The following is a 23,123-nucleotide window of genomic DNA, read 5'->3' as shown; positions in this document are numbered from 1 at the left end:
AATGACTGTCGCCTTCAAACCGGTGGCGTGAAGGCCGCGCGTGCCGCCAGCGCCTGCGCGCGGCTGGCGCAACCTTCGAGGTGGTCGTTGACCAGGCCCATGGCCTGCATGAAGGCGTACATCGTGGTTGGACCGACAAAGGTCCAGCCGCGTTTCTTCAGGTCTTTGGACAGCGCCGCCGAGGCGGGCGAATGGGGCAGGGCGCGCACGGCTTCCAGCGTGATGTGTTTGGGCCGGCTGGCGGCGTCGGGCTCCAGCCGCCAGACATAGGCGGCCAGCGAGCCGAACTCGCGGCGCAGCTCCAGGACACGCCGTGCGTTGTTGATGCTTGATGCGATCTTGCCGGCGTGGCGCACGATGCCTGCATCGGCTAGCAGGCGCTGGACATCGGCGGCATCAAAACGCGCCACCTGTTCGGCATCGAAGTTGGCGAACGCGCTGCGAAAGGCTTCGCGCTTGTTCAGGATGGTCAGCCAGCTCAGGCCGGCCTGAAAACCTTCGAGGCAGATCTTTTCAAACAGCCTGCGTTCATCGGCGACTGGAAAGCCCCATTCGGTGTCGTGGTAGTGGCGGTACAGCGGCGTGGCCTGGCACCAGGCGCAGCGGGTGTCGCCGCCCGCTTCGGTGAACAGGCCGGGTGCGTCGGCGGGCAGGGAGGTGGCGGCAGGCATGGCAGTCAGGGACTGGGCCCCGCTCAGGGCGTTTTGGTACGCAGCAGCAGTTCCTGGCGAAGGGCAACCAGTTTGGCCTTGAGCCGGCGTTCATGGGCCGGACCGACACGCAGCATGATTTTTTGCCCCGCCGACAGCGACTCCAGCGCCGGATCAGCGAACTCGTAACGCACCCACGGCCGCACCGGGGCGATCGGTCCCTTGACCTCTGTCAGCCGCACCGGCACCGGGCCGGCCGGCTCCGGCGTGGCGAGCAACTGGTCGATCACCGCGATCAGCCTGTCGTTGAAATAACGCTTGGGGTAACCCAGTTCTTCATAGGCCTGTTGCAGCAGCGGGTACATGTGGATGTACAACCCCACCGCCCGCGCCGGCGAGACGCTGTCGGCCAGGGCCACCAGCGGCGCATAACGCAGGCTGTTGTCTGCGGCGATGAAGCTGCCGCCGCCGGCGGGCTCCTCGACCGTGAAGCGGCCCGCTGTCGGCTGTACCGGCCAGAGCAGCGGCGGCGCGTGGGCGCGGCCGAGGGTGTCCACGGTGGCCACAAAGCGGCGCGGGAAGTCCTCGACCTGGAAAAAGGTGGCCATGGCCGGCTGGCCCAGCAAGGCGGTCAGCGCCGCGCCTATGCCCGAGGCCGCCAGGGGCGGCTCCGCGGCGGGTGGCGCGACCGGGTGCAGGATCGGCGGCGCCGGCTCGTCCACCGGGGCCTGGGCCGGCTCAGGCAGGGCAGGCGCTGCGGCCACCGGTGCGGCGGCCGGCGCGGGCGCCGGGGTCCGCGAGCTCCACCACAGGGCGGCGGCGGCCAGCGCGGCCACAAGGACGGCAGCGAACAAGAGGCGTGAGCGTGTGCTCATCGCGGACCTGGGGCGTACGCAACACGCGGGTGCTGCGGCTGGGGTTGAAGCGCCGGCAGGTCCGGGCGCGGTGTGGATTGCTTGACCATGTTTTCACCTTAACACGCGCACAAGGCATGGCGCGGGTCAGGGTTTTCGGGATGTGGCCTTATGGCAACCAGACACCGAGCCAGACCGCCGCGATCATCAGCACCAGCCCCGGCACGATACGCGCCGCATACGCGGCACCCCCGGCGTGGAAGGCCACAACGGCCTTCATCAGCGAATTGGTGCTCAGACCGGCGAGGATGGGCCACAGCGCGGCGTCCGGCGACAGTTTGCCGGACGCCACCAGCGACGCGACCGAGGCGGCGGTTGCGTGGGCATCGACCAGCCCGGTGACTGCGGCCGCCAGCAGGGCGCCGGGTGCGCCCAGCCAGGCGCTGAGCGCGGCCGACACCACCAGCACGACACCGACGATGGCGGCAAATGCCAGCGCGGTCTTGAGGTCGAAGGCCCGGCCCAGGTCCTGTGGTTCCGGACGGCCGGTGGCTGCTTGGGCCGCCAGTGCTCCCCGCGGGAAGAACAGCAGGCTGTAGGCGCATGCCGCCAGACCGCCGAGAACCAGCGGCCACCTCAGCGCGTCGAGCAGCGCCGGTTGCACCGCAGCCACCACGACCGCCAGCTGCACCATGGTGGCCAGGCTGGAGAGCACCGCACCGGCGATGGCCCCGTCCGCCTGGGTTTTGGCCCTGGCCGCACGTGTGCCCATGGCATGGATGGTGGCGGTGCTCGAAATGAAGCCCGCCGCGAACCCGGCCAGTGGCAGGCCGTAACGCGGACCCAGTGCGCGCGTCGCCACATAACCGAGCGCACTGATGGCCATCACCAGCACCACCAGGCGGGTGATGGCATGGGGGTTGACGGCATCGAAAGGACCCATGAACCGGTCCGGGGCCAGCGGCAGGGCGATCAGGGCCGCCGCTGAAAACAGCAGGGCATCATGCAACTCACGCTCGGTCAGCACGCCGCGCACAAAATGGTGAAGGCCGTTGCGTGCCGCCAGCAGCGCCGCCAGCGCTGCGCCCACACCGGCGGCCAGGGCCGCGTTGCGCATCGCCAGCCCGCCGAGCAGGCAGGTCAGCAGCAGGGCGATCTCGGTGGTCATGCCCGGGTCGCGCTCCCGGGTGCGCTGGTAGGACACGACGGCCAGGGCGCCGATGACCAGGGCGACAGCCGCCAGCAACAGGCCGCCGCCCAGCAACACCCCAACGGCGCCCAGCACCGAGGCCACCGCAAAAGTGCGTATGCCGGCCGCGCCGCGCGTCGGCCCGCTGCCTTTGCGGCGTTCGCGTTCAGCGCCGACCAGCAGGCCGATGCCCAACGCCACACTCAGGCCGAGCAGGGTGGAGAAGTCAGGCAGGGAAGGCATGGCGGCAGTGTAAGGGCGCACGGGCGCCCGGCCTTGCCGGACAGGCTGCGGGTGTCGCGGGCAGACCGATCACGCAGAGATGGACAAACGGGCCTTGCGCAGCCTCAGCGCGTTGCTGATCACGGACACCGAACTCAGGCTCATCGCCAGGGCCGCAATCATCGGCGACAGCAGCCAGCCGGTGAAGGGGTAGAGCAGGCCCGCGGCCAGAGGCACGCCCAGGGCGTTGTAAACAAAGGCAAAGCCGAGGTTCTGCTTCATGTTGGCGATGGTGGCCTCCGAGATTGCCCTGGCCTGTGCGATGCCGCGCAGGTCGCCCTTGACCAGCGTCACCTGGGCGCTGTTCATGGCCACGTCGGTACCCGTGCCCATTGCGATGCCCACATTGGCCTGGGCCAGGGCCGGCGCGTCATTGATGCCGTCGCCGGCCATGGCCACGATGTGACCCTCCTCCTGCAGGCGCTTGACCAGGACAAGCTTGTCGGCGGGCTGGACGCCGCCGTGGACCTCGGTTAGCCCCAAGCGTGCGGCGACGGCCTTGGCGGTGGTCAGACCGTCGCCGGTGGCCATGATCACGCGCAGGCCTGCGACCTTCAGCGTCGCCAGCGCCTCGGGCGTGCTGGCCTTGACCGGATCGGCCACGGCCAGCAGGCCGGCAAGCTGGCCGTCCACAGCGAGGTGCATCACGCTGGCGCCCTCGGCGCGCAGCGCTTCTGCTTGTGTCAGCAATACGTCGACGGCTACACCGGTCTGCTCCATCAGCGCCGTGTTGCCGAGCGCGAGTGCCCGGCCGGCCACATTCCCGCTGACACCGATGCCGCTGGCCGACTCGAAACTTTCGGGTTTGTCCAGCGCCAGGCCGCGCTCGCGCGCCGCCGCCACGATGGCGTCTGCCAGCGGGTGTTCACTGCCCTGGTCCAGGCTGGCGGCCAGCCGCAATACCTCGTCGGCGCTGAAGCCGGCGGCCGGAACCGCCCGGTCGAAGGCCGGCTTGCCGGCTGTCAGCGTGCCGGTCTTGTCAACGATCAGCACATCGACGGTGCGCAAGTGTTCGATCGCTGCCGCATCGCGGAAAAGAATGCCCTGGCCGGCCGCCTTGCCGGTGGCCACCATGATGGACATCGGCGTGGCCAGGCCCAGCGCGCAGGGGCAGGCGATGATCAGCACCGCCACCGCGTTGATCAGGCCATAAACCCAGCTCGGCTGCGGTCCGAAAAAACCCCAGCCGAAGAACGTCAGTACCGCCACCGTCACCACGGCCATGACGAACCAGCCGGCCACCTGGTCGGCCATGCGTTGCATGGGCGCCTTTGAGCGCTGGGCCTGCGCCACCATCTGCACGATTTGCGACAGCATGGTCTGCGCGCCCACACGTTCGGAGCGCATCACCAAAGCCCCGCTGGTGTTGAGTGTGGCGCCTATGAGCTTGTCGCCCGCCCGCTTGCTCACGGGCAAAGGCTCCCCGGTCAGCATCGACTCGTCGACCGCGCTGCTGCCTTCGGTGACGACGCCATCGACCGGCACCTTCTCGCCGGGGCGCACCCGCAGGCTGTCGCCCACATGCACATGGGTCAGCGGCACGTCTTCTTCCGCGCCGTCGGCCCGGATGCGGCGGGCGGTTTTGGGCGCCAGGCCCAGCAGGGACTTGATGGCGGCCGAGGTCTGCGAACGCGCTTTCAGCTCCAGCATCTGGCCGAGCAGTGTCAGCGAAATGATGACTGCCGCCGCTTCAAAATAGACGGCCACGCGTCCCATGGAAATGAACGAGTCGGGGAAAACGCCGGGTGCCATGGTTGCCACCACGCTGTAAACAAAAGCGGCGCCCGTCCCCAGGCCGATCAGGGTCCACATGTTGGGACTGCGGTGGATGACCGACTGCGCACCCCGCACGAAAAACGGCCAGCCCGCCCACAGCACCACGGGCAGGGTCAGCACCAGCTCGATCCAGCTCTGGGTGGCCATGTCGAACCAGCCGAACTGGTGGCCGGCCATCGCCAGCACAGTGACCACCACCGTCAGCGGCAGCGTCCACCAGAAGCGGCGGGTGAAGGATTGGAGTTCCGGGTTCTCCTCCTCGTCGAGGCTGGGCATGACCGGTTCCAGCGTCATGCCGCAGATCGGGCAGTTGCCGGGATGGTCCTGCCGTATCTCCGGGTGCATGGGACAGGTGTAGACGGTGGTCCCGGCCTGGTCATCGGCAACTGCGGTTTTTGCTTCAGCAGCGGGTGCATCTGTCGGCTTGTCGAGGTAGGCCGAGGGATGGGCGGCGAATTTTGCCAGGCAAGCGGCGCTGCAGAAATACCAGGACCTGCCTTCGTGCTCGAGCTGGTGCCCTGACGCGGTGGTAACGGCCATGCCGCAGACGGGGTCCCTGAGACCGGCTGGGTCGTCAGAGTGGGTTCGACTGTGGTCATGTCCGGTGCCATGCGCAGAGCCTGCGGCCACGCCATCAGGGTGAGGTTGAGGGTAAGGAGTGTGTTTCATGGAAAGCATCCCTTTGCGAAGACCTGAACAGAAGATCTGAACAGCTTCATGAAAAGGATAAACCTTCCCATGATGGAAAGGTCAAGCCGCCAGCGGCCTTAACCCTGCCCGCAGGAGGGGTAGCGACGCGGATGGTGCCTCAGGTGGACCGGCCGCCGTCGCGATCGAGCAGGGCCTTGCGCTCTTCGTACCCCGCCACGGTGATGTCGCCACTGGCCAGCCGTCTGCGCAACATCTCGTGCGGCGTTTCACGCCGGTCATCTTCGCGGTCCGTGTAGCGGCCCCGGCCGAAAAGAAAAACCCCGGCGAGAAGAACCAGTAGAACCAACAGAACCAGCCACCCCAGCCCGTGCATGCCCATCATGTAGCCACCGTCATAAAACAGACCGGGCATACGCTGACCTTCTCAGGTTTTCGCGGCGCCGCCGGGTGCCACCGTCAGCGCCGAGCGAACCCGCTCGAGGCGGCTGCGGACCTCGTCGGCCACCCGGGCCACTTCGGGGTCGTCGGTCATCTGCATCACCGCCACCGGGTCCATGAAACCCACGGTGTAGCTGCCGTCGTCGTCTTCACGCACGATGACGTTGCAGGGAAGCAGCAGTCCGATATCGGGCTGTGCGGTCAGGGCGCGATGCGCCAGCGGCGGATTGCAGGCGCCCAGGATGCGGTAGGGCCGCACATCGACCCCCAGCTTGGTTTTCATGGTCGCCTGCACGTCGATGTCGGTCAGCACGCCAAAGCCTTCGGCCTTGAGGGCGTCGGTGACGCGGCTCACCACATGGGCGAAGCTCTTGTCGTCCAGCTTGCAGTAAAAGCCGTAAGCTGCGCCGGCGGAGGGCGTGGTGCTGGAGGTCATGGTGTCTTTCAGGGTTTGGCGGGTGCCGGGGGCAGGCGGTCCATCATCATCTGCATCATGGACTGCATCATCTCCATGCGTTTTTCCATCCATTGCTGGCGTGCCGCCGGATCAGCAGCCATGGGGCCCGGACCAGGTCCCATCATGCCACCCCTGCCACCCATGCCGCCGGGGCCCATGCCACCCATCATGCCCATGCCGTCCTGCATGAGTTTGTGGTGCTCGGCCATCAGGGCGTTGCGCTCCTCCGGCGTTCTGGCGCGTGACATCCTGTCATGCATGGAACGCATGGCGGTCATGTGGTCGTCCATACGCGCCATGGGGCCGCCGGGGCCGGCCATGGGCATGGCTTGTCCGGACGCCGGTGTTGCGCCGCTGTGATAGGCCATGTGACCGTAACGTGTCTGGGCGCAACCGGCCAAACCCAAGGTGGCAGCGACTGCGGCGATGGAAATCAGGCGAATTGACATCATGGTGAACTCCGGTTGTTGAACGGCCAGTCTATTGAATCTGGCCAATTTTTGGGAGTTCGCCCACGCGTATCCATGATCCATGTCAACGGGAAGCGGCAATCAGCCGCATTCCTGTGGCCGGCCGGACCGGCTACACCGGAACGGTGTAATTCAGGGTCATGCGGCCACCGTCAACCACCACGATCTCGCCGGTGATGTAACTGGCCGCATCGCTGGCCAGGTAGGCCACGGTGTCGGCAATCTCGGAGGGTTCGCCCAGGCGTTTCATGGGCGTGCGGCTCATGATGCGGGCAGTGGCCTCGGGGCTGGTCAGCACGGCTTTGGCGGCCAGCTCGGTGGCGATGGTGCCGGGCGCGACGGCGTTGACACGCACGCCTTTATCGGCCAGCGCCAGTGCCATCACGCGGGTGAGCTGGTTGATGCCGCCCTTGCTGACGTTGTAGCTGGCAATGGTCGGAATGGTCAGCACGGCGTTGACCGAACTCATGTTGATGATGCTGCCCTTGCCCGCGCCGGCCATCACGCGCGCCACGGCCTGGCCCACCAGAAACGAGCCCTTGAGGTTGATGCGCAGCACGGCGTCGAAGTCGGCTTCGGTGACCTCCAGAAAGTCGGCGGCCCTGAAAATGCCGGCGTTGTTGACCAGCACATCGATGCGGCCGTGGGCGGCCATGGTTTGCGCCACCAGCGCATCGACCTGGGCCTTGTCGCCGACGTCGCAATGCACATACAGGCCGCCCAGCTCGGCGGCCAGGGCCGCGCCGCGGCTGTCGTCAATGTCGGCAATGACGACCTGGGCCCCCTCGCGCGCAAAGCGCCGTATACACGCCTCGCCGATGCCCTGGGCGCCGCCCGTGACCATGCAGACGCGGCCCGCGAGGCCGAAAGAGATGACTGATGAATTGGAGGATGAAATAGTGCTCATGTTTTTATGTTACCAGCGCAAGCAGCTATGAATTTTGTAGCATTTTCAGCGACTTCTGCGGCCGCCATGCCGGGCTTGTAAAGCGCCGACCCGATGCCGAAGCCGCTGGCGCCTGCTGCGAAATAAGCTTCCATGTTGTCCGGCGTGATGCCGCCCACCGGCAGCACCACGGTCTTGGCCGGCAGCACTGCGCGCAGCGCTTTCAGCACGGCGGGCGTGATCATTTCCGCCGGGAAAATTTTCAGGCCGGTGGCGCCGGCTTCGAGCGCGGCAAAGGCCTCGCTGGCCGTCATCACGCCGGGCAGGCAGACCAGGCCCAGGCGCACGGCTTCGCGCACGACGGCCGGGTTGAAGTTGGGCGAGACGATCAGCTGGCCACCGGCGGCCTGCACATTGCGCACATCGTTCACACCCAGCACCGTGCCGGCGCCGACCAAGGCCTGGGGACAGGCGGCGGCCAGGGCCGCAATGCTGTCCAGCGGCTGCGGTGAATTGAGCGGGACTTCGATCAGCGTCCAGCCGGTGGACAGCAGCGCCTGGCCCACCGGGACGGCCTCGGCGGGGCGCAGGCCGCGCAGGATGGCGACCAGCGGCAGGGTCTGCAGGGCAGCGGCAAAGTTTTGGGAGGCGTTCATGGGTTCATGGTGGAGGGGGTGGAGGCAAGGTGTCTGCAATGGCGCGCAGGCCGCGCCAGGTGGCGCTGGCGCCCACGCGACGGACCGTCACGCCCAGTTGCGCCAGCGCCTGTTCATAACGCGCGGTCAGTGCCTCTGCGCCCATGAGCACCACGGACTCGCCGCGCTGCAGCTTCTGGCTTTTGAGTTCTTCGCCGATGAGCAGTCCCGACAGGTAGCTGGGCAGGGCATCGGGCGGCAGGTGCTTGAACAGGGACAGGGTGCGCGTGCTGAAGGCGGTGTGCAGCAGGCCGGGGCCGGCCAGCGCTCGGGCCACGCCCTGCTCGAAGGCGGCGGTGTCCGCTGGCGGCTCCCCCGCGGGCAGCGTGCGCGCCAGAATCGAGTGCTGGCGCAGCAGGGCGTAAAACTCGCCGGTCATCCAGGTTGAAAAATCCGTGATGCGGCCGTCGGCGACCGTGACCCATTTGCTGTGGGTGCCCGGCAGCACCAGGCGCGCGTCGGTGATGCCCAGCAGCAGCAGGGCACCGACAATCTGCGTTTCCTCGCCGCGCATGACATCGGGGACACCGTCCGTGCTGATGCTGAGGCCGGGCACGATGGCGATGCGGCCGGGCTCCAGCCATTCAAGCCTCGCGGCGATGTCGCTGAAACCCGCCGGACAGGCGCAGTAGGGCGCTTCCCGCCAGCCCTGCTGGCTGCCGGCCATGCCCGAGATCAGGCACAAGGTGCCGGCCGTCATCCAGTCGCCAAACGCGTTTTCAAAAACCGCCGGAAATTCGCCTGCCGCCACACTGAGAATGCCGCGTGCCAGGGCGCGTTCTTCCAGCACCTGACCGTCAGGCGCCACCAACGCGCCGCGCAGCGACGAGGTGCCCCAGTCCACGGCCAGCAATCGTCGGCCGTTCATGCGGGCTGCGTGCAGGGAGCGGCGTCAGGCCTGCCGGTGGGCATGGTTCAGGACATGCCCTGCAGGGCATCGGCCGGGTAGGCGGGGCTGCGGCAATCCTCGATGTACTGTTCAATGATGGCCTTGAAGGAAGCGTCGGGCTTCAGGCCGAGGGCGTGCGCCCGACCGGCGCTGGCGCCGCGCGCCCAGTTGGCGACGATGCCGGCGATGCGTTCGTCGCGTTCAAAACGCACCCGCCGGCGGACCTCGGGGCCGGCGACCTCTTCCAGGGCCTGCAGCATCTCACCGACGCTGACATTGAGGCCCGGCAGGTTGAGCGCCAGCCGCCCGCCCATGGCTTGCTGGCTGGCCTCGAACACGGTAATCAGGCCATGCACCGTGTTCGACGGCGATGACACGGGATGCGTGACGCTCGCATCCACCGGGCAGGTGGTTTCCACGCCGGCCAGGGGCTCGCGGATGATGCCGCTGAAAAACGAGGACGCCGCGCCGTTGGGTTTGCCCGGGCGCACGGTGACGGTCATCAGGCGCGCCGACCGGCCGTCGACAAAACCCTTGCGGGTGTAGTCGGTTATCAGGTGTTCACACACCAGCTTGTGCATGCCATAGGAGGTCTGCGGCGACGGCAGGGTGTGGTCGCTCACGAGGTCTGGCAGCGGGTTGGATACATCCGGGCCGAAGACCGCCACCGAACTGGCGAACACCAGGCGCGGGGCATTGCCGGCCTGGCGCAGGCCGTCGAGCAGAAGGCGGGTGCTGTCGAGGTTGGAGCGCAGGCCCAGGTCGAAGTCCAGTTCGCACTCGCCCGACACGGCCGAGGCCAGGTGGAATACGGCGTCGAAGCCGCTGGCAAACAGGACCGACTGGTTGAGCAGCGGGCCGGTGTGCACCCGCACCCGCGTGTCGGCCGCCAGATCGGCCGGCGGGGCAAACATGTCGGCAATGTGCAGCTCGTCAACGGTCTGGCCATCGAGCTGGCCCTTTTGAAGAATTGCGCGGGCCAGCCTGGCGCCCACAAAACCGGCGCCGCCTGTGATGAGTAATTTCATGTCAAGCCTTGTGAATCAGTGGTTGTCGCGCGGCACGAAGGAGCCGCGTTTGCCGACCAGGAAGTCCAGGTCCACGCCCTCGTCGGCCTGCAGCACATGGTCAACATACAGTTTCCAGTAACCCGAGGACAGCGGCGGCGGGGGTGCTTTCCATTCGGCCAGGCGGCGCGCCAGCTCCTCGTCGCTGATATGCAGATGCAGCTTGCGCTCGGGCACGTTGAGTTCGATCAGGTCGCCGTTCTGCACAATCGCCAGCGGGCCGCCGGCCGCCGCTTCGGGCGCCGTGTGCAGCACCACCGTGCCGTAGGCGGTGCCGCTCATGCGGGCGTCGCTGATGCGCACCATGTCGGTGATGCCCTTGCGCAGCACCTTGGGCGGCAGCGGCATGTTGCCGACTTCGGCCATGCCGGGGTAACCCTTGGGACCGCAGTTTTTCAGCACCATGACACAGGTCTCGTCGATGTCGAGGTCTTCGTCGTCGATGCGGGCGTGGAAGTCCTCGATGTTTTCAAACACTACCGCACGGCCGGTGTGCACCATGAGTGCGGGCGTCGCCGCACTCGGCTTGATGACGGCGCCGCGCGGCGACAGGTTGCCGCGCAGCACGGCAATGCCGGCCTTGTCCTTGAACGGCGTGGCCAGCGGACGGATCACCTCGGTGTTGTAGTTCTGTGCATCGGCAATGTTCTCGCCTATGGTTTTTCCATTGGCGGTGATGGCGCCCGTGTGCAGGTGCTGCGCGATTTCCTTCATGACCACCGGCAGGCCGCCGGCGTAGCAGAAATCTTCCATCAGGAACTTGCCGGACGGCTGCAGGTTGACCAGGCAGGGCAGCTCGCTGGCCAGGCGGTCGAAGTCGTCCACTGTGAGTTTCACGCCGATGCGGCCGGCCATCGCAATCAGGTGGATCACCGCGTTGGTCGATCCGCCAATCGCGGCCAGGGTCTTGATGGCGTTTTCAAACGCTTCACGTGTGAGGATTTTCGAGAGTATCAGGTCTTCATGCACCATCTCGACCGCACGGCGTCCGGCCATGCGCGCCAGCACATTGCGCCGGCCATCGACGGCCGGGTAGGCCGCGTTGCCCGGCAGGCCTATGCCCAGCGCCTCGACCATGCTGGCCATGGTGGAGGCCGTGCCCATGGTCATGCAGTGGCCGTGGCTGCGGTGCATGCAGCTTTCGGCTTCAAAAAAGTCGGCGAGCTTGAGCGTGCCGGCACGCACCTGCTCGCTCATGCTCCAGACGCCGGTGCCCGAACCGAGCTCCTGCCCGCGCCACTTGCCGCTGAGCATGGGGCCGCCGCTGACGCCCACGGTGGGCAGGTCCACGCTGGCCGCACCCATGACCAGCGACGGCGTGGTCTTGTCGCAACCCATCAGCAGCACGACGCCGTCGATCGGGTTGCCGCGAATGCTTTCCTCGACGTCCATGCTGGCGAGGTTGCGGTACAGCATGGCGGTCGGGCGCAGCAGGGTTTCGCCCAAGGACATGACCGGGAACTCCAGCGGGAAACCGCCGGCCTCGTACACACCGATCTTGACCTGCTCGGCAATCGTGCGGAAGTGGCTGTTGCAGGGTGTCAGTTCGCTGAAGGTGTTGCAGATGCCGATGACGGGCCGGCCGTCGAACTGGTCGTGCGGCACACCCTTGCCCTTGACCCAGCTGCGGTAGGCGAAACCGTCGCGGTCCTGGCGGCCAAACCATTGCTGGCTGCGTAGCTCTTCGGGTTTCTTCCGGGGGGTCTTGGGGTCGGTCATAGGGAAAATCCTTAATTGATAAACATATTATCGTCATACCATTGCGCCGCGAATCCTAGTAATAACCACTAAACAGGCGGCAATGATCAAAAACGTTCACGGCAATACGGTTGACCACCTTGGCGAAGCCATTGTTGCGGGCCGGTATGCCGTGGGCGCGTCGATCCCTCCCGAGCCGGTGTTGTGCCAGGAGCTCGGTGTCAGCCGCACGGTGGTGCGTGAGGCCGTGAAGTCGCTGATTGCCAAGGGCCTGATGACCACCGGGCCCAAGGTGGGCACCCGCGTGTTGTCGGAGGACCACTGGAACTGGTTCGACCCCGACGTCATCATCTGGCAGTCCAAGGCGGGGCTGACCCCCGAATTTTTGCGCGACCTGCAGGACCTGCGCCGCGTGGTGGAACCTGCCGCGATGCGCCTGGCGGCGGAGCGCGCCACGGCGCAGGACATTGCCGAGGTCGAGGCCGCTTACGCCGGCATGAAACATGCCGTCGAAGAGGGCGGCGACTATGTCACGCACGACCTGCGTTTCCACCAGGGCCTGCTGCGCGCCAGCCGCAACCGCATGCTGGTGCAGATGAGCAAGGCGCTGGGGGCGTTGCTGCGCACCAGCTTTGAAATTTCCACACGCCGCAAGGACGGCCCGACCCACTCCCTGCCGCTGCACCGTGCCGTGCTGGACGCGGTGATCGCGCACCAGCCCGACGAAGCCGAGCGCGCGATCCGCGTGCTGATCGACGGCGCGAAAGAGGACATCGAAGAGGTGCTGGCCTCGCGCCGCCGCCTGCCCATCCTCAGCAGTCCCGCACGGCAGCTCAAGGCGGCCTGAGCCATCTCACCAGACCATAGGCGAAAGATGAATTTTCAAAACACGATGGATGCGGCGATCCACTGGTTCTTCAAGTTGCTGGAGCTGCTGGTGGTCGTCTGCATGGTGGCCATGGTCATCATGGTGTTCGGCAATGTGGTGCTGCGTTACGCGTTCAATTCGGGCATTTCCGTCTCCGACGAAATGTCGAGGTACTTCTTTATCTGGCTGACCTACATCGGTGCGATGCTGGCCATGCACGAAGGCGGGCATCTGGGCGTGGACACGCTGATCAAACACCTGCCGGTGCTTGGCAAAAAGGTCTGCCTCTTCCTCAGCGAAGCACTGATGCTGTTCTGCAATGTGCTCTTCTTCATGGGCACTTTCAAGATGCACGAACTGCAGGTCACCAATGTTTCGCCGGTGGTCGGCATTTCCATGATCTGGATTTACGGCATCGGCTATGTCGTCAGCGTGGTGATGGCCATCATCAATCTCAACGTGCTGGTCCGGCTGGTGACGGGGCGCATCAGCGAGGAAGAGCTGGTGCAGGTGGTCGAAACCGAAGGCCTGGCCGACGTCGAAAAACAGATGCAGGGAAGCAAGGCATGACCGTCAGCGTTTTTATTCTCAGCCTGCTGGCCGCCATGGCCATTGGCATGCCGATTGCCTATGCGCTGCTGGTCTGCGGCGTCACGCTGATGGCTTTCCTTGCTGCCACCAGCGGCCTTGTCACGTTCGACAGCCAGATCCTGGCCCAGCGGTTTGTCGACGGTGCCGACAACTTCCCGCTGTTGGCTGTGCCGTTTTTCCTGCTGGCCGGTGAATTCATGAATGCCGGCGGCATCAGCCGCCGCATTGTGAACCTGGCGATGGCCTGGGTCGGGCATTACCGCGGGGGCCTCGGTTACGTCACGGTGATCGCCGCGGTGATCATGGCCTCGCTGTCGGGTTCGGCGATTGCCGACACCGCCGCGCTGGCCGCGCTGCTGATTCCCATGATGCGGGCTGCCGGCTACGACGTGGGCCGCGCTTCCGGCCTGATTGCCTCGGGCGGCATCATTGCGCCGGTGATTCCGCCGTCGATCGGCTTGATCATTTTCGGCGTGGCCGGCAATGTGTCCATCACCAAGCTGTTTCTCGCAGGCATTGTTCCCGGCCTGCTGATGGGCATGGCCATCGGCCTGACCTGGTGGTGGCTGGCGCGCAAGGAAGACGTGCAACCCGCGCCCAAGTTGTCCATGGCCGGCCGGCTGCACATCACGGCCGAGGGTGGTTTTGCGCTGACCCTGCCCATTGTCATTATTGGCGGCATGAAGTTCGGCGTCTTCACGCCGACCGAAGCCGCCGTGGTCGCCGCGGTCTACAGCTTTGTGGTCGGGATGTTCATCTACCGCGAACTCAAATGGTCCGCACTCTACGGTCTCATCCTGTCGGCCGGCAAGACGACGGCTGTGGTGATGTTCCTGGTGGCGGCAGCCATGGTCAGCGCCTGGCTGATCACCGTCGCCAACATTCCGACGGAAGTTGCCGAAATGATGACGCCTTTCATGGACAACAAGATGCTGCTGATGGTGGTGATGATGGTGCTCGTCGTGGTCGTCGGCACCGCGCTCGACTTCACGCCGACGGTGCTGATCCTCACGCCGGTGCTGATGCCCGTGGTGCTCAAGGCCGGCATCGACCCGGTGTATTTCGGGATCATGTTCATCATGAACAATGCCATCGGCCTGATCACGCCGCCGGTGGGTACCGTGCTCAACGTGGTGTGCGGCGTTGCAAAAATCAGCATGGACACCGCCTTCAAGGGTGTGCTGCCCTTTCTGCTGGCGCAACTGTCCGTGTTGGCCCTGCTGATTGCTTTTCCCGCCATCGTCACCGAGCCGCTGAAGTGGCTGATGCGGTGACTTCCCTTTCCCAACCCCTGTCGTTTATATAAAAGGAGACAACCATGTTCAAACGCAGAACCCTGGCCCTGGCCGCAGCCGCCTTGCTGGTGGCCACTTCGAGCTTCGCGCAGTTTGCCGACCGCACGATCAAGTTCACCAACGGTGTCAACGAAGACCATCCGGTCGGCGTCGGCGTCAAGAAGATGCAGGAAGTGCTGGCCGCCAAGACAGGCGGCAAGATGAAGATCAATGCCTTCTGGGGCGGCGCCGCAGGCGGCGACCTGCCGGCCACGCAGGCGCTGCGCGCCGGCACGCAGGAGATGGTTTGCACCTCGAGTTCACCGCTGGTGGGCATCGTCAAGGAGCTCGGTGCTTTCGATCTGCCCTTCCTGTTTGCCAACGAGAAGGAAGCCGACGCGGTGCTCGACGGCCCCGCTGGCGCCTACTTCAACAAGAAGCTGGAAGAAGCCGGCCTGATCAACCTGGCCTACTGGGAGAACGGTTTCCGCAACCTGACCAACAGCAAGCGGCCGGTCGCCAGGGCGGAAGATTTTGACGGCGTCAAGGTCCGCGTGATGCAGAACAACATCTTCATCGACACCTTCAAAACCCTGGGGACCAACGCCGTGCCCATGGCTTTTGGCGAGGTGTTCACCGCGCTGGAAACCAAGACCATCGACGGCCAGGAAAACCCCTTCGTGACCATTGAAACCTCCAAGTTCAACGAAGTGCAGAAGTACCTCAGCGTCACGCGCCACGCCTACACGCCCTTCCTTATTCTCTACAGCAAGAAGCTGTGGGACCAGCTGAACCCGCAGGAGCAGGCCGTGCTGCGTGAAGCGGCGATGGAGGGCCAGAAGGTCCAGCGCGTTGCCAACCGTGCGCTCAATGAAAAGTCCCTGACCAACCTCAAGAAAACCATGACCGTCAACGAAGTGTCATCAGCCGAGCAGAAACGCATGTTCGACAAGGTCAAACCCGTCTATGACAAAAACATTCCGACGATTGGCGCCGAGCCGGTCAAGATGGTGATGGACGCGCTGAAGAAGGCGCGCGGCGGTTAAGCGGCCCATTGGTCGTATCGTCACAAGGCCGCAGGGGTTTGCTCTTGCGGCCTTTTTTATGGAGCCTACTTTGAAAATCACCAAAGTCGAAACCCTGCGCCTTGGCGAGTTTCCCAACATCATCTGGGTCCGCATTTACACCGACGGGGGTCTGGTCGGCCTGGGTGAAACCTTCATGGGGGCCGCGGCCGTGGAAGCCTACATCCACGAGTGGGCCGGCCCCAAGCTGCTCGGCAAGGACCCGCTGGCCATCGAGGCGCGCAACAAGGACATCACCGGCTACCTCGGCTGGCGCGGCTCCGGCGTGGAGACGCGCGGCAACTCGGCCATCGACATCGCGCTGTGGGACATTTTCGGCAAGGCGGCCAACATGCCGCTGTACACGGCGCTGGGCGGCAAGAGCCGCGACAGCATACGCATCTACAACACCTGCGCCGGTTACCAGTACGTGCGCAGCACCGTCAACCAGACCAGCGCCAACTGGGGCATCGGTGACGCGAAGCAGGCCAATGCCGGGCCGTATGAAGACCTCGAAGGGTTTTTGCACCGTGCCGACGAACTGGCCGAATCGTTGTTGTCCGAAGGCGTGACGGCGATGAAGATCTGGCCCTTCGATCCGGCGGCCGAAAAAAGCGATGGGCAATACATCAGCAACGCGGACCTGGTCCTGGCGCTGGAGCCGTTTCGCAAGATCCGCTCTGCGGTCGGCGAGCAGATGGACATCATGGTGGAGTTCCACAGCCTGTGGCGGCTGCCGATGGCGCAGAAGATCGCGCGCGCACTCAAGCCCTTCAACACCTTCTGGCACGAAGACGCGATCCGCATGGATTCGCTGGACCTGCTCAAACAGTATTCGAAAGACTGCGACGCGCTGATCTGCGCGAGCGAAACGCTGAGCTACAAATGGGGTTTCAAGGACTACCTGCAGACCGGCGTGGCCGGTGTCGCCATGCTGGACCTGAGCTGGTGCGGCGGCCTGACCGAGGCGCGCAAGATCGCGGCCATGGCCGACGCCTGGCAACTGCCGGTGGCGCCGCACGACTGCACCGGGCCGGTGGTCTGGGCGGCGTCCAGCCACCTGTCCCTGCACGCACCCAATGCCCTGATCCAGGAAAGCGTGCGCGCCTTCTACACCGGCTGGTACAAGGAACTCGTGACCGAGCTGCCCACGGTGACCCAAGGCATGCTCAGCCTGAACGGCAAACCCGGCCTGGGGCTGGAGCTGCTGCCCGACCTGCACCAACGCGCCGACGCCACGGTGCGTTGGTCGGCTTAGTCGCCAGCGTCGATCGAGAAGGCAGAATGTGACGCAGATGTGTTCCGATATTTTTGTGGTCATGGGGGTCAGCGGCTGCGGCAAAAGCACCGTGGGCGCCCAGCTGGCGGCCGCCCTGGGCCTGGAGTTCCTGGAGGGCGACAGCCTGCATCCCGCCAGCAACGTGGCGCGCATGGCCGCCGGGGTGGCGCTGAGCGACGAGGACCGCGAGGGCTGGCTGCAAACGCTGGCCGGTCGGCTCCAGCAGGCGCAGGCGGCCGGGCGCGGCCTGGTGCTGTCGTGCTCGGCGCTCAAGCGCTCCTACCGCGACATCCTGCGGCGCGGTGCGCCCGACGCCCGTTTTCTCCATTTGCAGGGCGACTACCCCTTGCTCGCGGCCCGCATGGCCGCGCGGACCGGCCATTACATGCCGCTGTCGCTGCTGGCCAGCCAGCTCAGCACGCTGGAAGCGCCCGGCCCGGAGGAAAATGCACAAAGCTTCGACTTGGCCAGCCGGCCCGAAGATATCGTGGCCGCTGTGCTTGCCTGGCGGCGAGCCACCGGCGCATGAACGCACCCTTCATTTACTTTTCACGGATTGCCCATGACTGTTTTCACCAAGACCACGCTCTACACCGGTCCCGATGGCCGTGCCGGATTCCGCGAGGAGCCGCTGGCGCTGACCGAAGGGTCGCCGCAAGCGCTGTTGTCGCCCTTGATGCCGTCCACCGGTTACCAGCTGCGCCACAGCCCGGTGGGGTTTCGCAGCCAGTTTCATTGCACGGGGACACCGCAGTGGGTGGTCATTCTCGGCGGCCAGATGGAAATCGGCCTGCAGGACGGCACATCGCGCGTGTTCAAGCCCGGGGAGCATTTTTATTCGGCCGATCTGCTGCCGCCGGGCGCCGCGTTTGACGCGGCCATCCACGGCCACTGGAGCCGCCAGGTCGGGCCGGACCCGCTGGTGACGCTGTTTCTGCAGGGCTGAAAGGCATGCCGGCAAAGCACCCATTGCTATTGAATCAGTAGCTGAAGGCGCCCGTCTGTCAATGGCTGGAGGCCAAAAAGGCCGCTAATTTTCAGGAGAACTGCAGCTCACCCGAGAGCAACACGCGGCGCCCCGGCTGACCGGCCTTGACGGCGTTCACCAGCGCCGCGGCGACGTCGGCCGCTGCAACCACGCGGTAGTTGCGCGGGATCAGCGGCTTGAGCAGGCGCATGGCGACCAGGGCGAGCTGTTCGCCGGGGCGGGTGGCCTGTGCCAGGACCGCGCGGTCGCCCGCCAGAACCGAGGGGCGTGCGAAGACCACGCTGTTGTAGCCGAGCTGGCTGACAGCGTCTTCCATCTCGCCTTTGACGCGGTTGTAAAAAACAGGGGACTCGGTGTCGGCGCCCATGGCGCTGACGATGCCCAGGCGGGTTGCGCCGGCGGCACGCGCCGATCGGGCCAGGGCCACGACAGCGTCGAAATCGACCGCCCGGAACGCCTGCTGGCTGCCCGCCACCTTGATGGTGGTGCCCAGCGCGATGAAGACATCGTCCACCGGCGGGGCTGGGAACTCAGTGAGCGAATCGGTCAGATGCACCACCAGCGAGGGGTGCACGGAATCAGGTTTGCGGCGGCCCACGCAGTGGACCGCCGACCAGCTTTTATCGGCCAGTAAACGAGCCAGAATTTCCCGACCGACCAGACCCGTTGCTCCGGCCACCAGGGCCACCCGAGCGTCCGCCGCCACCGGCTGGCCGGCCGCCGCCGCGGTAGTTGCCGCGGTTGCCGCCTGTGGGCTGGCCGGAGGAAGGGAAGCCTGAGGAAACATGGCTGGCGGGTTGGGCATCATCGTCGCGCTCCTGGGTGTTGCGTGGACGGGGAGGCTGGGCATTCGGGTTGCGTGCCTGCTGCTGCGCAGGCTGGCCGCCTTGTGCGTAGCCCGAATTCTGGCGCGGCTGGCCGCCCTGGGGCTGGCTGCGACCACCACCATTGCCGCCTCCGCCGCTGCGGCCGCGTCCACCACCATTGCCACCACCGTTGCCGCCGCCGCCATTGCCGGCGCCTCGGCCTGCCTGGGGCTTGTTCTCGCGGATACGCGTCATCATTTCGGATCTAGCTGCCTTGGCGGCGGCCTGCATCACGTCACGACTCGGCGGTTTGCCCAGGCCGCCCCAGATGGTCTGGCGGCCCATGGCCAGCGGCTCGGCTTTTTCGCCGGGCTCGGCTTCAAAACCGGGCACGATGACTTTTTCGATGTTCTGCTTGGTGAAACGCTCGATGTCCTGCATGAAGCCTTCCTCGTCCAGGCAGACCAGGCTCACGGCCTCGCCGCTGTTGCCGGCGCGGCCGGTGCGGCCGATGCGGTGCACATAGTCTTCGCTGACGTTGGGGATTTCATAGTTCACGACGTGTGGCAGCTCGTCGATGTCGATGCCGCGGGCGGCAATGTCGGTGGCCACCAGCGCGCGTATGCTGCCGCTCTTGAAGTCCTGCAGTGCCTGGGTGCGGGCGGTCTGGCTCTTGTTGCCGTGCAGTGCCATCGCGGGGATGCCGTTTTTTGTCAGGTGTTCGGCCACATTGTTGGCGCCGAACTTGGTGCGTGTGAACACCAGCACCTGGCTCCAGTTGTGCTCATTGATGATGTGCGTGAGCAGCGCTTTTTTCTTGCCGCGGCCGACCGGGTGGATGGTCTGCGTGATGCGCTGCACCGTGGTGTTGCGCGGGGTCACCTGGATGTGCAGCGGGTCGCGCAGCAGGCCGTTGGCCAGGTCGCGGATCTCGTCGCTGAAGGTGGCGGAAAACAGCAGCGTCTGCTTCTGCTTGGGCACCAGGGCCAGCACCTTCTTGATGTCGTGGATGAAGCCCATGTCCAGCATGCGATCGGCTTCGTCGAGTACCAGGATCTGCACCTGGCTCAGATCCAGCGTGCCCTGGCTGGCGTGGTCCAGCAGGCGGCCGGGGGTGGCCACCAGAATGTCGACGCCGCGGCGCAGTTTTTCAATTTGCGCGCCCATGCCGACACCGCCGAACATCACCATGGAGGAGAGTTCAAGGTATTTGCCGTAGACGCGGACGCTTTCTTCCACCTGGGCGGCGAGTTCGCGCGTCGGCGTCATGATCAGGCAGCGCACCGCATTGACGCCGCGCTTGTTTTTCAGGGACGGCTCGGACGACAGGCGCTGCAGCATGGGCAGCACGAAGGCTGCGGTTTTGCCGGTGCCGGTCTGGGCGCCGCCTAGCAGGTCGCCGCCTGCCAGCACGGCAGGAATGGCCTGGGCCTGGATCGGGGTGGGAACGGTATAGCCCTGCTCAAGCACGGCTTTAAGAATGGCCGGGGCCAAGTTCAGATTTTCAAAAGTCATTGATGGTGCACGCGGAGGTGCCAAAGATCGGCCAGTCGGGGGCTGTTGAAGCCTCCGCCAGTGAAAGGCAGACGGGTAAAAAAGTCAGGCTGGGCACCCAAACTGTCACCGAAGGTGTGCCTAATTGCTGCAGGCAACTGGAGCCAGCAACCCGTGTATTGTCGCATGGAACGATAATCGGGGGGTTCACGCCAGAAACGCGCCTTGATTCAGGGTGCCTGCCCCCCAGCTAAGGCGTGTGGTTTTTGTTTGCAGCATCACCGCCGGCCAGCCTGCCTTGCAGGCCGGTCCGGTCAGGTTCCCTGCGTTGTTTTCCCCTTAAGAGAAGTTAATCCCGATGGCCCAGTACGTATTTACCATGAACAAGGTCGGCAAGATCGTGCCGCCCAAGCGTCAGATTCTGAAAGACGTTTCCCTCAGCTTTTTCCCGGGCGCCAAGATCGGCGTGCTCGGCACCAACGGTTCCGGCAAGTCCACGCTGCTCAAGATCATGGCCGGTCTGGACAAAGAGTACGAAGGCGAGGCCATGCCCATGCCGGGCCTGAACATCGGTTACCTGCCGCAGGAGCCCAAGCTGGACCCCGAGCACACGGTGCGCGAGAGCGTGGAGGCCGGCATGGGTGCGGTGTTTGCCGCCAAGGCCCAGCTCGAAGCCGTCTACACCGCTTACGGCGAACCCGATGCCGACTTCGACGCGCTGGCCGCCGAGCAGGCGCGCCTGGAAGCCATCATCGCTACCTCGGGCACCGACTCCGAACACCAGCTCGAGATCGCCGCCGACGCGTTGCGCCTGCCGCCCTGGGATGCCAAGGTCGGCGTCCTCTCGGGTGGCGAGAAACGCCGCGTGGCGCTGTGCAGCCTGCTGCTGTCCAAGCCCGACATGCTGCTGCTCGACGAGCCGACCAACCACCTGGACGCTGAATCGGTGGACTGGCTCGAGCAGTTCCTCCAGCGTTACCCCGGCACCGTGGTGGCCATCACCCATGACCGCTACTTCCTGGACAACGCTGCCGAGTGGATTCTGGAGCTGGACCGCGGCCGCGGCATCCCCTGGAAAGGCAACTACAGCACCTGGCTGGAGCAAAAGGGCGAACGCCTGGCGCAGGAGCAAAAGGGCGAGGAAGCCCGCGCCAAGGCCCTGAAGAAAGAGCTCGAATGGTCGCGCCAGAACCCGAAAGCGCGCCAGGCCAAGAGCAAGTCGCGTCTGGCACGGTTTGAAGAGCTGTCCGACTTTGAATACCAGCAGCGCAACGAGACCCAGGAGATTTTCATTCCCGTGGCCGAGCGCCTGGGCAATGAAGTCATTGAGTTCAAGAACGTCAGCAAGTCCTTCGGCGACCGCCTGCTGATCGACAACCTGAGCTTCAAGATTCCGGCCGGCGCCATCGTCGGCATCATCGGCCCCAACGGCGCCGGCAAGTCGACGCTGTTCAAGCTGATCGCCGGCAAGGAGCAGCCCGACTCCGGCGAGGTGGTGATCGGCAAGACCGTGCGCATGGCTTTTGTCGACCAGCACCGCGACGACCTGGCCAACGAAAAAACCGTCTGGGAAGACATCTCCGGCGGGCTCGACATGTTGACCGTCGGCAAGTTCACCATGCCCAGCCGTGCTTATGCAGGCCGCTTCAACTTCAACGGTGCCGACCAGCAAAAACGCGTGGGCACCCTGTCCGGTGGCGAGCGCGGGCGCCTGCATCTGGCCAAGACCCTGATTGCCGGCGGCAACGTGCTGATGCTCGACGAACCCTCGAACGACCTCGACGTGGAAACGCTGCGTTCGCTGGAAGACGCCTTGCTCGAATTCGCCGGCTCCATCATGGTGATCAGCCATGACCGCTGGTTCCTGGACCGCATCGCCACCCACATCCTGGCGGCCGAAGGCGACAGTCAGTGGACCTTCTTCGACGGCAACTACCAGGAGTACGAAGCCGACAAGAAGAAACGTCTGGGCGAAGAGGGTGCCAAGCCCAAACGCATGCGGTTTAAAGCGTTGCACTGAGCCCCCACGGTGATGCTAATGCCCCCACGGTCGCTCACTGCGTGTAGCTCCCTGCCCCCCAAGGGGGCCGCTGCGCCTGCGGGCTGGCAAAGCCAGACCCGCGGCCCCTGCTTGGATCGAGAGCTGGAGTGGGCGTGACTGACGAAGCGATCCTTGCGGCGACCCGGCACTGGCTCGAAAAAGCCGTGATTGGCCTGAACCTGTGCCCGTTTGCCAAGGCGGTGTATGTCAAGAACCAGGTGCGCCTGGTGGTCAGCCATGCGCGCCATGCCGACGATCTGCTCGAAGATCTCGACAGGGAACTCGACCTGCTGGTGGCCACGCCGGCCGAAGAGATCGACACCACGCTGCTGATCCATCCCACGCTGTTCGATGACTTCCTGGACTTCAATGATTTCCTGGAAATTGCCGAAGGTGTGGTGGACGAGCACGAGCTTGAAGGGGTGATCCAGCTGGCCAGTTTTCATCCGAAGTTCCAGTTCGAGGGCACCGAGCCCGACGACATCGGCAACTTCACCAACCGCGCACCGTTTGCCATCCTGCACCTGTTGCGCGAAGACAGCGTGGAGCGTGCGGTCGAGGCCTTCCCCGAGGCCGATGCCATTTTCGACGTCAACATCCAGACGCTGGAAAAGCTGGGTCACACAGGCTGGAAGGCGCTGGGGCTGTGAGGTAAAGCGGTCGACCGGGTTCTCCACACCCGTGCCGATGCATGAATGCCCGATGGTTGCCGGCGG

Annotated in this window: 23 protein-coding genes; 9 read left to right on the top strand and 14 right to left on the bottom strand. The window is 65.2% G+C overall.

The annotated features are described in order from the left end of the window. Positions 1-14: 14 nt before the first annotated feature. From B7X65_RS06945 to B7X65_RS06890, 12 genes are all read right to left on the bottom strand, one after another. A complete protein-coding gene (locus B7X65_RS06945; RefSeq protein ID WP_293593568.1) occupies positions 15-671 on the bottom strand; it encodes a DNA-3-methyladenine glycosylase I in 657 nt (218 codons plus the stop codon). Positions 672-694: 23 nt separating this feature from the next. Continuing rightward, on the bottom strand, positions 695-1,525 hold the full coding sequence (locus B7X65_RS06940; RefSeq protein WP_293593567.1) for a DUF3014 domain-containing protein: 831 nt from the start codon (positions 1,523-1,525) through the stop codon (positions 695-697). A gap of 148 nt (positions 1,526-1,673) precedes the next feature. Then, complete coding sequence (locus B7X65_RS06935) at positions 1,674-2,936, bottom strand: DUF4010 domain-containing protein (protein WP_293593566.1); 1,263 nt, start codon at positions 2,934-2,936, stop codon at positions 1,674-1,676. A gap of 69 nt (positions 2,937-3,005) precedes the next feature. Next, a complete protein-coding gene (locus B7X65_RS06930; protein WP_293594093.1) occupies positions 3,006-5,381 on the bottom strand; it encodes a heavy metal translocating P-type ATPase in 2,376 nt (791 codons plus the stop codon). A 178-nt stretch (positions 5,382-5,559) separates the two neighbouring features. Then, the gene (locus B7X65_RS06925) at positions 5,560-5,814 is read right to left on the bottom strand and encodes an SHOCT domain-containing protein (RefSeq protein WP_293593565.1); all 255 of its coding nucleotides are present in this window, start codon (positions 5,812-5,814) and stop codon (positions 5,560-5,562) included. A gap of 12 nt (positions 5,815-5,826) precedes the next feature. Further along, positions 5,827-6,276 carry a DUF302 domain-containing protein gene (locus B7X65_RS06920; RefSeq protein ID WP_293593564.1) on the bottom strand — a complete coding sequence of 150 codons (450 nt, stop codon included), beginning with the start codon at positions 6,274-6,276 and terminating at the stop codon, positions 5,827-5,829. Positions 6,277-6,284: 8 nt separating this feature from the next. Next, positions 6,285-6,749: a hypothetical protein gene (locus B7X65_RS06915; protein ID WP_293593563.1), complete on the bottom strand. Its 465-nt coding sequence runs from the start codon at positions 6,747-6,749 to the stop codon at positions 6,285-6,287. A gap of 130 nt (positions 6,750-6,879) precedes the next feature. Further along, positions 6,880-7,674: an SDR family NAD(P)-dependent oxidoreductase gene (locus B7X65_RS06910; protein ID WP_293593562.1), complete on the bottom strand. Its 795-nt coding sequence runs from the start codon at positions 7,672-7,674 to the stop codon at positions 6,880-6,882. Next, complete coding sequence (locus B7X65_RS06905; RefSeq protein ID WP_293593561.1) at positions 7,671-8,309, bottom strand: 2-dehydro-3-deoxy-6-phosphogalactonate aldolase; 639 nt, start codon at positions 8,307-8,309, stop codon at positions 7,671-7,673. The genes B7X65_RS06910 and B7X65_RS06905 overlap by 4 nt, the downstream gene beginning before the upstream one ends. Before the next feature lie 4 nt (positions 8,310-8,313). Next, positions 8,314-9,216: a 2-dehydro-3-deoxygalactonokinase gene (locus B7X65_RS06900; RefSeq protein WP_293593560.1), complete on the bottom strand. Its 903-nt coding sequence runs from the start codon at positions 9,214-9,216 to the stop codon at positions 8,314-8,316. Positions 9,217-9,263: 47 nt separating this feature from the next. Next, positions 9,264-10,265 carry a D-erythronate dehydrogenase gene (gene denD / locus B7X65_RS06895; RefSeq protein WP_293593559.1) on the bottom strand — a complete coding sequence of 334 codons (1,002 nt, stop codon included), beginning with the start codon at positions 10,263-10,265 and terminating at the stop codon, positions 9,264-9,266. A gap of 15 nt (positions 10,266-10,280) precedes the next feature. Beyond that, positions 10,281-12,023, bottom strand: coding sequence for an IlvD/Edd family dehydratase (locus tag B7X65_RS06890; protein WP_293593558.1), 1,743 nt, complete (start codon positions 12,021-12,023; stop codon positions 10,281-10,283). Positions 12,024-12,105: 82 nt separating this feature from the next. Here B7X65_RS06890 and B7X65_RS06885 point away from each other — a divergent pair, with 82 nt between their 5' ends. The 7 genes from B7X65_RS06885 (at position 12,106) to B7X65_RS06855 (ending at position 18,024) form a co-directional block, all read left to right on the top strand. Then, positions 12,106-12,849, top strand: a complete 744-nt coding sequence (locus B7X65_RS06885) for a FadR/GntR family transcriptional regulator (protein WP_293593557.1) — start codon at positions 12,106-12,108, stop codon at positions 12,847-12,849. A 27-nt stretch (positions 12,850-12,876) separates the two neighbouring features. Beyond that, a complete protein-coding gene (locus tag B7X65_RS06880) occupies positions 12,877-13,440 on the top strand; it encodes a TRAP transporter small permease (protein ID WP_293593556.1) in 564 nt (187 codons plus the stop codon). Beyond that, positions 13,437-14,735: a TRAP transporter large permease subunit gene (locus B7X65_RS06875; RefSeq protein ID WP_293593555.1), complete on the top strand. Its 1,299-nt coding sequence runs from the start codon at positions 13,437-13,439 to the stop codon at positions 14,733-14,735. Before B7X65_RS06880 ends, B7X65_RS06875 begins: the two co-directional genes overlap by 4 nt. A gap of 44 nt (positions 14,736-14,779) precedes the next feature. Beyond that, positions 14,780-15,781, top strand: a complete 1,002-nt coding sequence (locus B7X65_RS06870; RefSeq protein WP_293593554.1) for a TRAP transporter substrate-binding protein — start codon at positions 14,780-14,782, stop codon at positions 15,779-15,781. A gap of 70 nt (positions 15,782-15,851) precedes the next feature. Then, entirely contained in the window at positions 15,852-17,057 is a 1,206-nt protein-coding gene (locus B7X65_RS06865) for a mandelate racemase/muconate lactonizing enzyme family protein (RefSeq protein ID WP_293593553.1), read from the top strand. A 37-nt stretch (positions 17,058-17,094) separates the two neighbouring features. Next, complete coding sequence (locus B7X65_RS06860) at positions 17,095-17,607, top strand: gluconokinase (RefSeq protein ID WP_293593552.1); 513 nt, start codon at positions 17,095-17,097, stop codon at positions 17,605-17,607. Between the two features lie 33 nt (positions 17,608-17,640). Beyond that, complete coding sequence (locus tag B7X65_RS06855; protein WP_293593551.1) at positions 17,641-18,024, top strand: hypothetical protein; 384 nt, start codon at positions 17,641-17,643, stop codon at positions 18,022-18,024. Between the two features lie 91 nt (positions 18,025-18,115). Here the strand turns inward: B7X65_RS06855 and B7X65_RS06850 are convergent, their stop codons facing one another. Beyond that, positions 18,116-18,664, bottom strand: coding sequence for an epimerase (locus tag B7X65_RS06850; protein WP_293593550.1), 549 nt, complete (start codon positions 18,662-18,664; stop codon positions 18,116-18,118). A 22-nt stretch (positions 18,665-18,686) separates the two neighbouring features. After that, positions 18,687-20,387, bottom strand: a complete 1,701-nt coding sequence (locus B7X65_RS06845) for a DEAD/DEAH box helicase (RefSeq protein ID WP_293593549.1) — start codon at positions 20,385-20,387, stop codon at positions 18,687-18,689. Between the two features lie 337 nt (positions 20,388-20,724). On the opposite strand from B7X65_RS06845, the gene ettA reads away from it, so the two are divergent. Both ettA and B7X65_RS06835 read left to right on the top strand, forming a co-directional pair. Then, positions 20,725-22,386, top strand: a complete 1,662-nt coding sequence (ettA, locus tag B7X65_RS06840) for an energy-dependent translational throttle protein EttA (RefSeq protein WP_293593548.1) — start codon at positions 20,725-20,727, stop codon at positions 22,384-22,386. A 134-nt stretch (positions 22,387-22,520) separates the two neighbouring features. Continuing rightward, a complete protein-coding gene (locus B7X65_RS06835; RefSeq protein ID WP_293593547.1) occupies positions 22,521-23,057 on the top strand; it encodes a DUF1415 domain-containing protein in 537 nt (178 codons plus the stop codon). Positions 23,058-23,123: the final 66 nt, after the last annotated feature.

This window comes from Polaromonas sp. 39-63-25 (assembly GCF_002278925.1).
Taxonomy (GTDB): domain Bacteria; phylum Pseudomonadota; class Gammaproteobacteria; order Burkholderiales; family Burkholderiaceae_C; genus Polaromonas.
The sequence above is the reverse complement of the archived record's forward strand: the minus strand, read 5'-3'. Positions and strand labels throughout refer to the sequence as shown.

Coding starts and splice junctions, on each gene's coding strand:
- B7X65_RS06945 (WP_293593568.1), bottom strand. CDS start 671: ATGCCTGCCGCCACCTCCCTGCCCGCCGACGCACCCGGCCTGTTCACC.
- B7X65_RS06940 (WP_293593567.1), bottom strand. CDS start 1,525: ATGAGCACACGCTCACGCCTCTTGTTCGCTGCCGTCCTTGTGGCCGCG.
- B7X65_RS06935 (WP_293593566.1), bottom strand. CDS start 2,936: ATGCCTTCCCTGCCTGACTTCTCCACCCTGCTCGGCCTGAGTGTGGCG.
- B7X65_RS06925 (WP_293593565.1), bottom strand. CDS start 5,814: ATGCCCGGTCTGTTTTATGACGGTGGCTACATGATGGGCATGCACGGG.
- B7X65_RS06920 (WP_293593564.1), bottom strand. CDS start 6,276: ATGACCTCCAGCACCACGCCCTCCGCCGGCGCAGCTTACGGCTTTTAC.
- B7X65_RS06915 (WP_293593563.1), bottom strand. CDS start 6,749: ATGATGTCAATTCGCCTGATTTCCATCGCCGCAGTCGCTGCCACCTTG.
- B7X65_RS06910 (WP_293593562.1), bottom strand. CDS start 7,674: ATGAGCACTATTTCATCCTCCAATTCATCAGTCATCTCTTTCGGCCTC.
- B7X65_RS06905 (WP_293593561.1), bottom strand. CDS start 8,309: ATGAACGCCTCCCAAAACTTTGCCGCTGCCCTGCAGACCCTGCCGCTG.
- B7X65_RS06900 (WP_293593560.1), bottom strand. CDS start 9,216: ATGAACGGCCGACGATTGCTGGCCGTGGACTGGGGCACCTCGTCGCTG.
- denD (WP_293593559.1), bottom strand. CDS start 10,265: ATGAAATTACTCATCACAGGCGGCGCCGGTTTTGTGGGCGCCAGGCTG.
- B7X65_RS06890 (WP_293593558.1), bottom strand. CDS start 12,023: ATGACCGACCCCAAGACCCCCCGGAAGAAACCCGAAGAGCTACGCAGC.
- B7X65_RS06885 (WP_293593557.1), top strand. CDS start 12,106: ATGATCAAAAACGTTCACGGCAATACGGTTGACCACCTTGGCGAAGCC.
- B7X65_RS06880 (WP_293593556.1), top strand. CDS start 12,877: ATGAATTTTCAAAACACGATGGATGCGGCGATCCACTGGTTCTTCAAG.
- B7X65_RS06875 (WP_293593555.1), top strand. CDS start 13,437: ATGACCGTCAGCGTTTTTATTCTCAGCCTGCTGGCCGCCATGGCCATT.
- B7X65_RS06870 (WP_293593554.1), top strand. CDS start 14,780: ATGTTCAAACGCAGAACCCTGGCCCTGGCCGCAGCCGCCTTGCTGGTG.
- B7X65_RS06860 (WP_293593552.1), top strand. CDS start 17,095: ATGTGTTCCGATATTTTTGTGGTCATGGGGGTCAGCGGCTGCGGCAAA.
- B7X65_RS06855 (WP_293593551.1), top strand. CDS start 17,641: ATGACTGTTTTCACCAAGACCACGCTCTACACCGGTCCCGATGGCCGT.
- B7X65_RS06845 (WP_293593549.1), bottom strand. CDS start 20,387: ATGACTTTTGAAAATCTGAACTTGGCCCCGGCCATTCTTAAAGCCGTG.
- ettA (WP_293593548.1), top strand. CDS start 20,725: ATGGCCCAGTACGTATTTACCATGAACAAGGTCGGCAAGATCGTGCCG.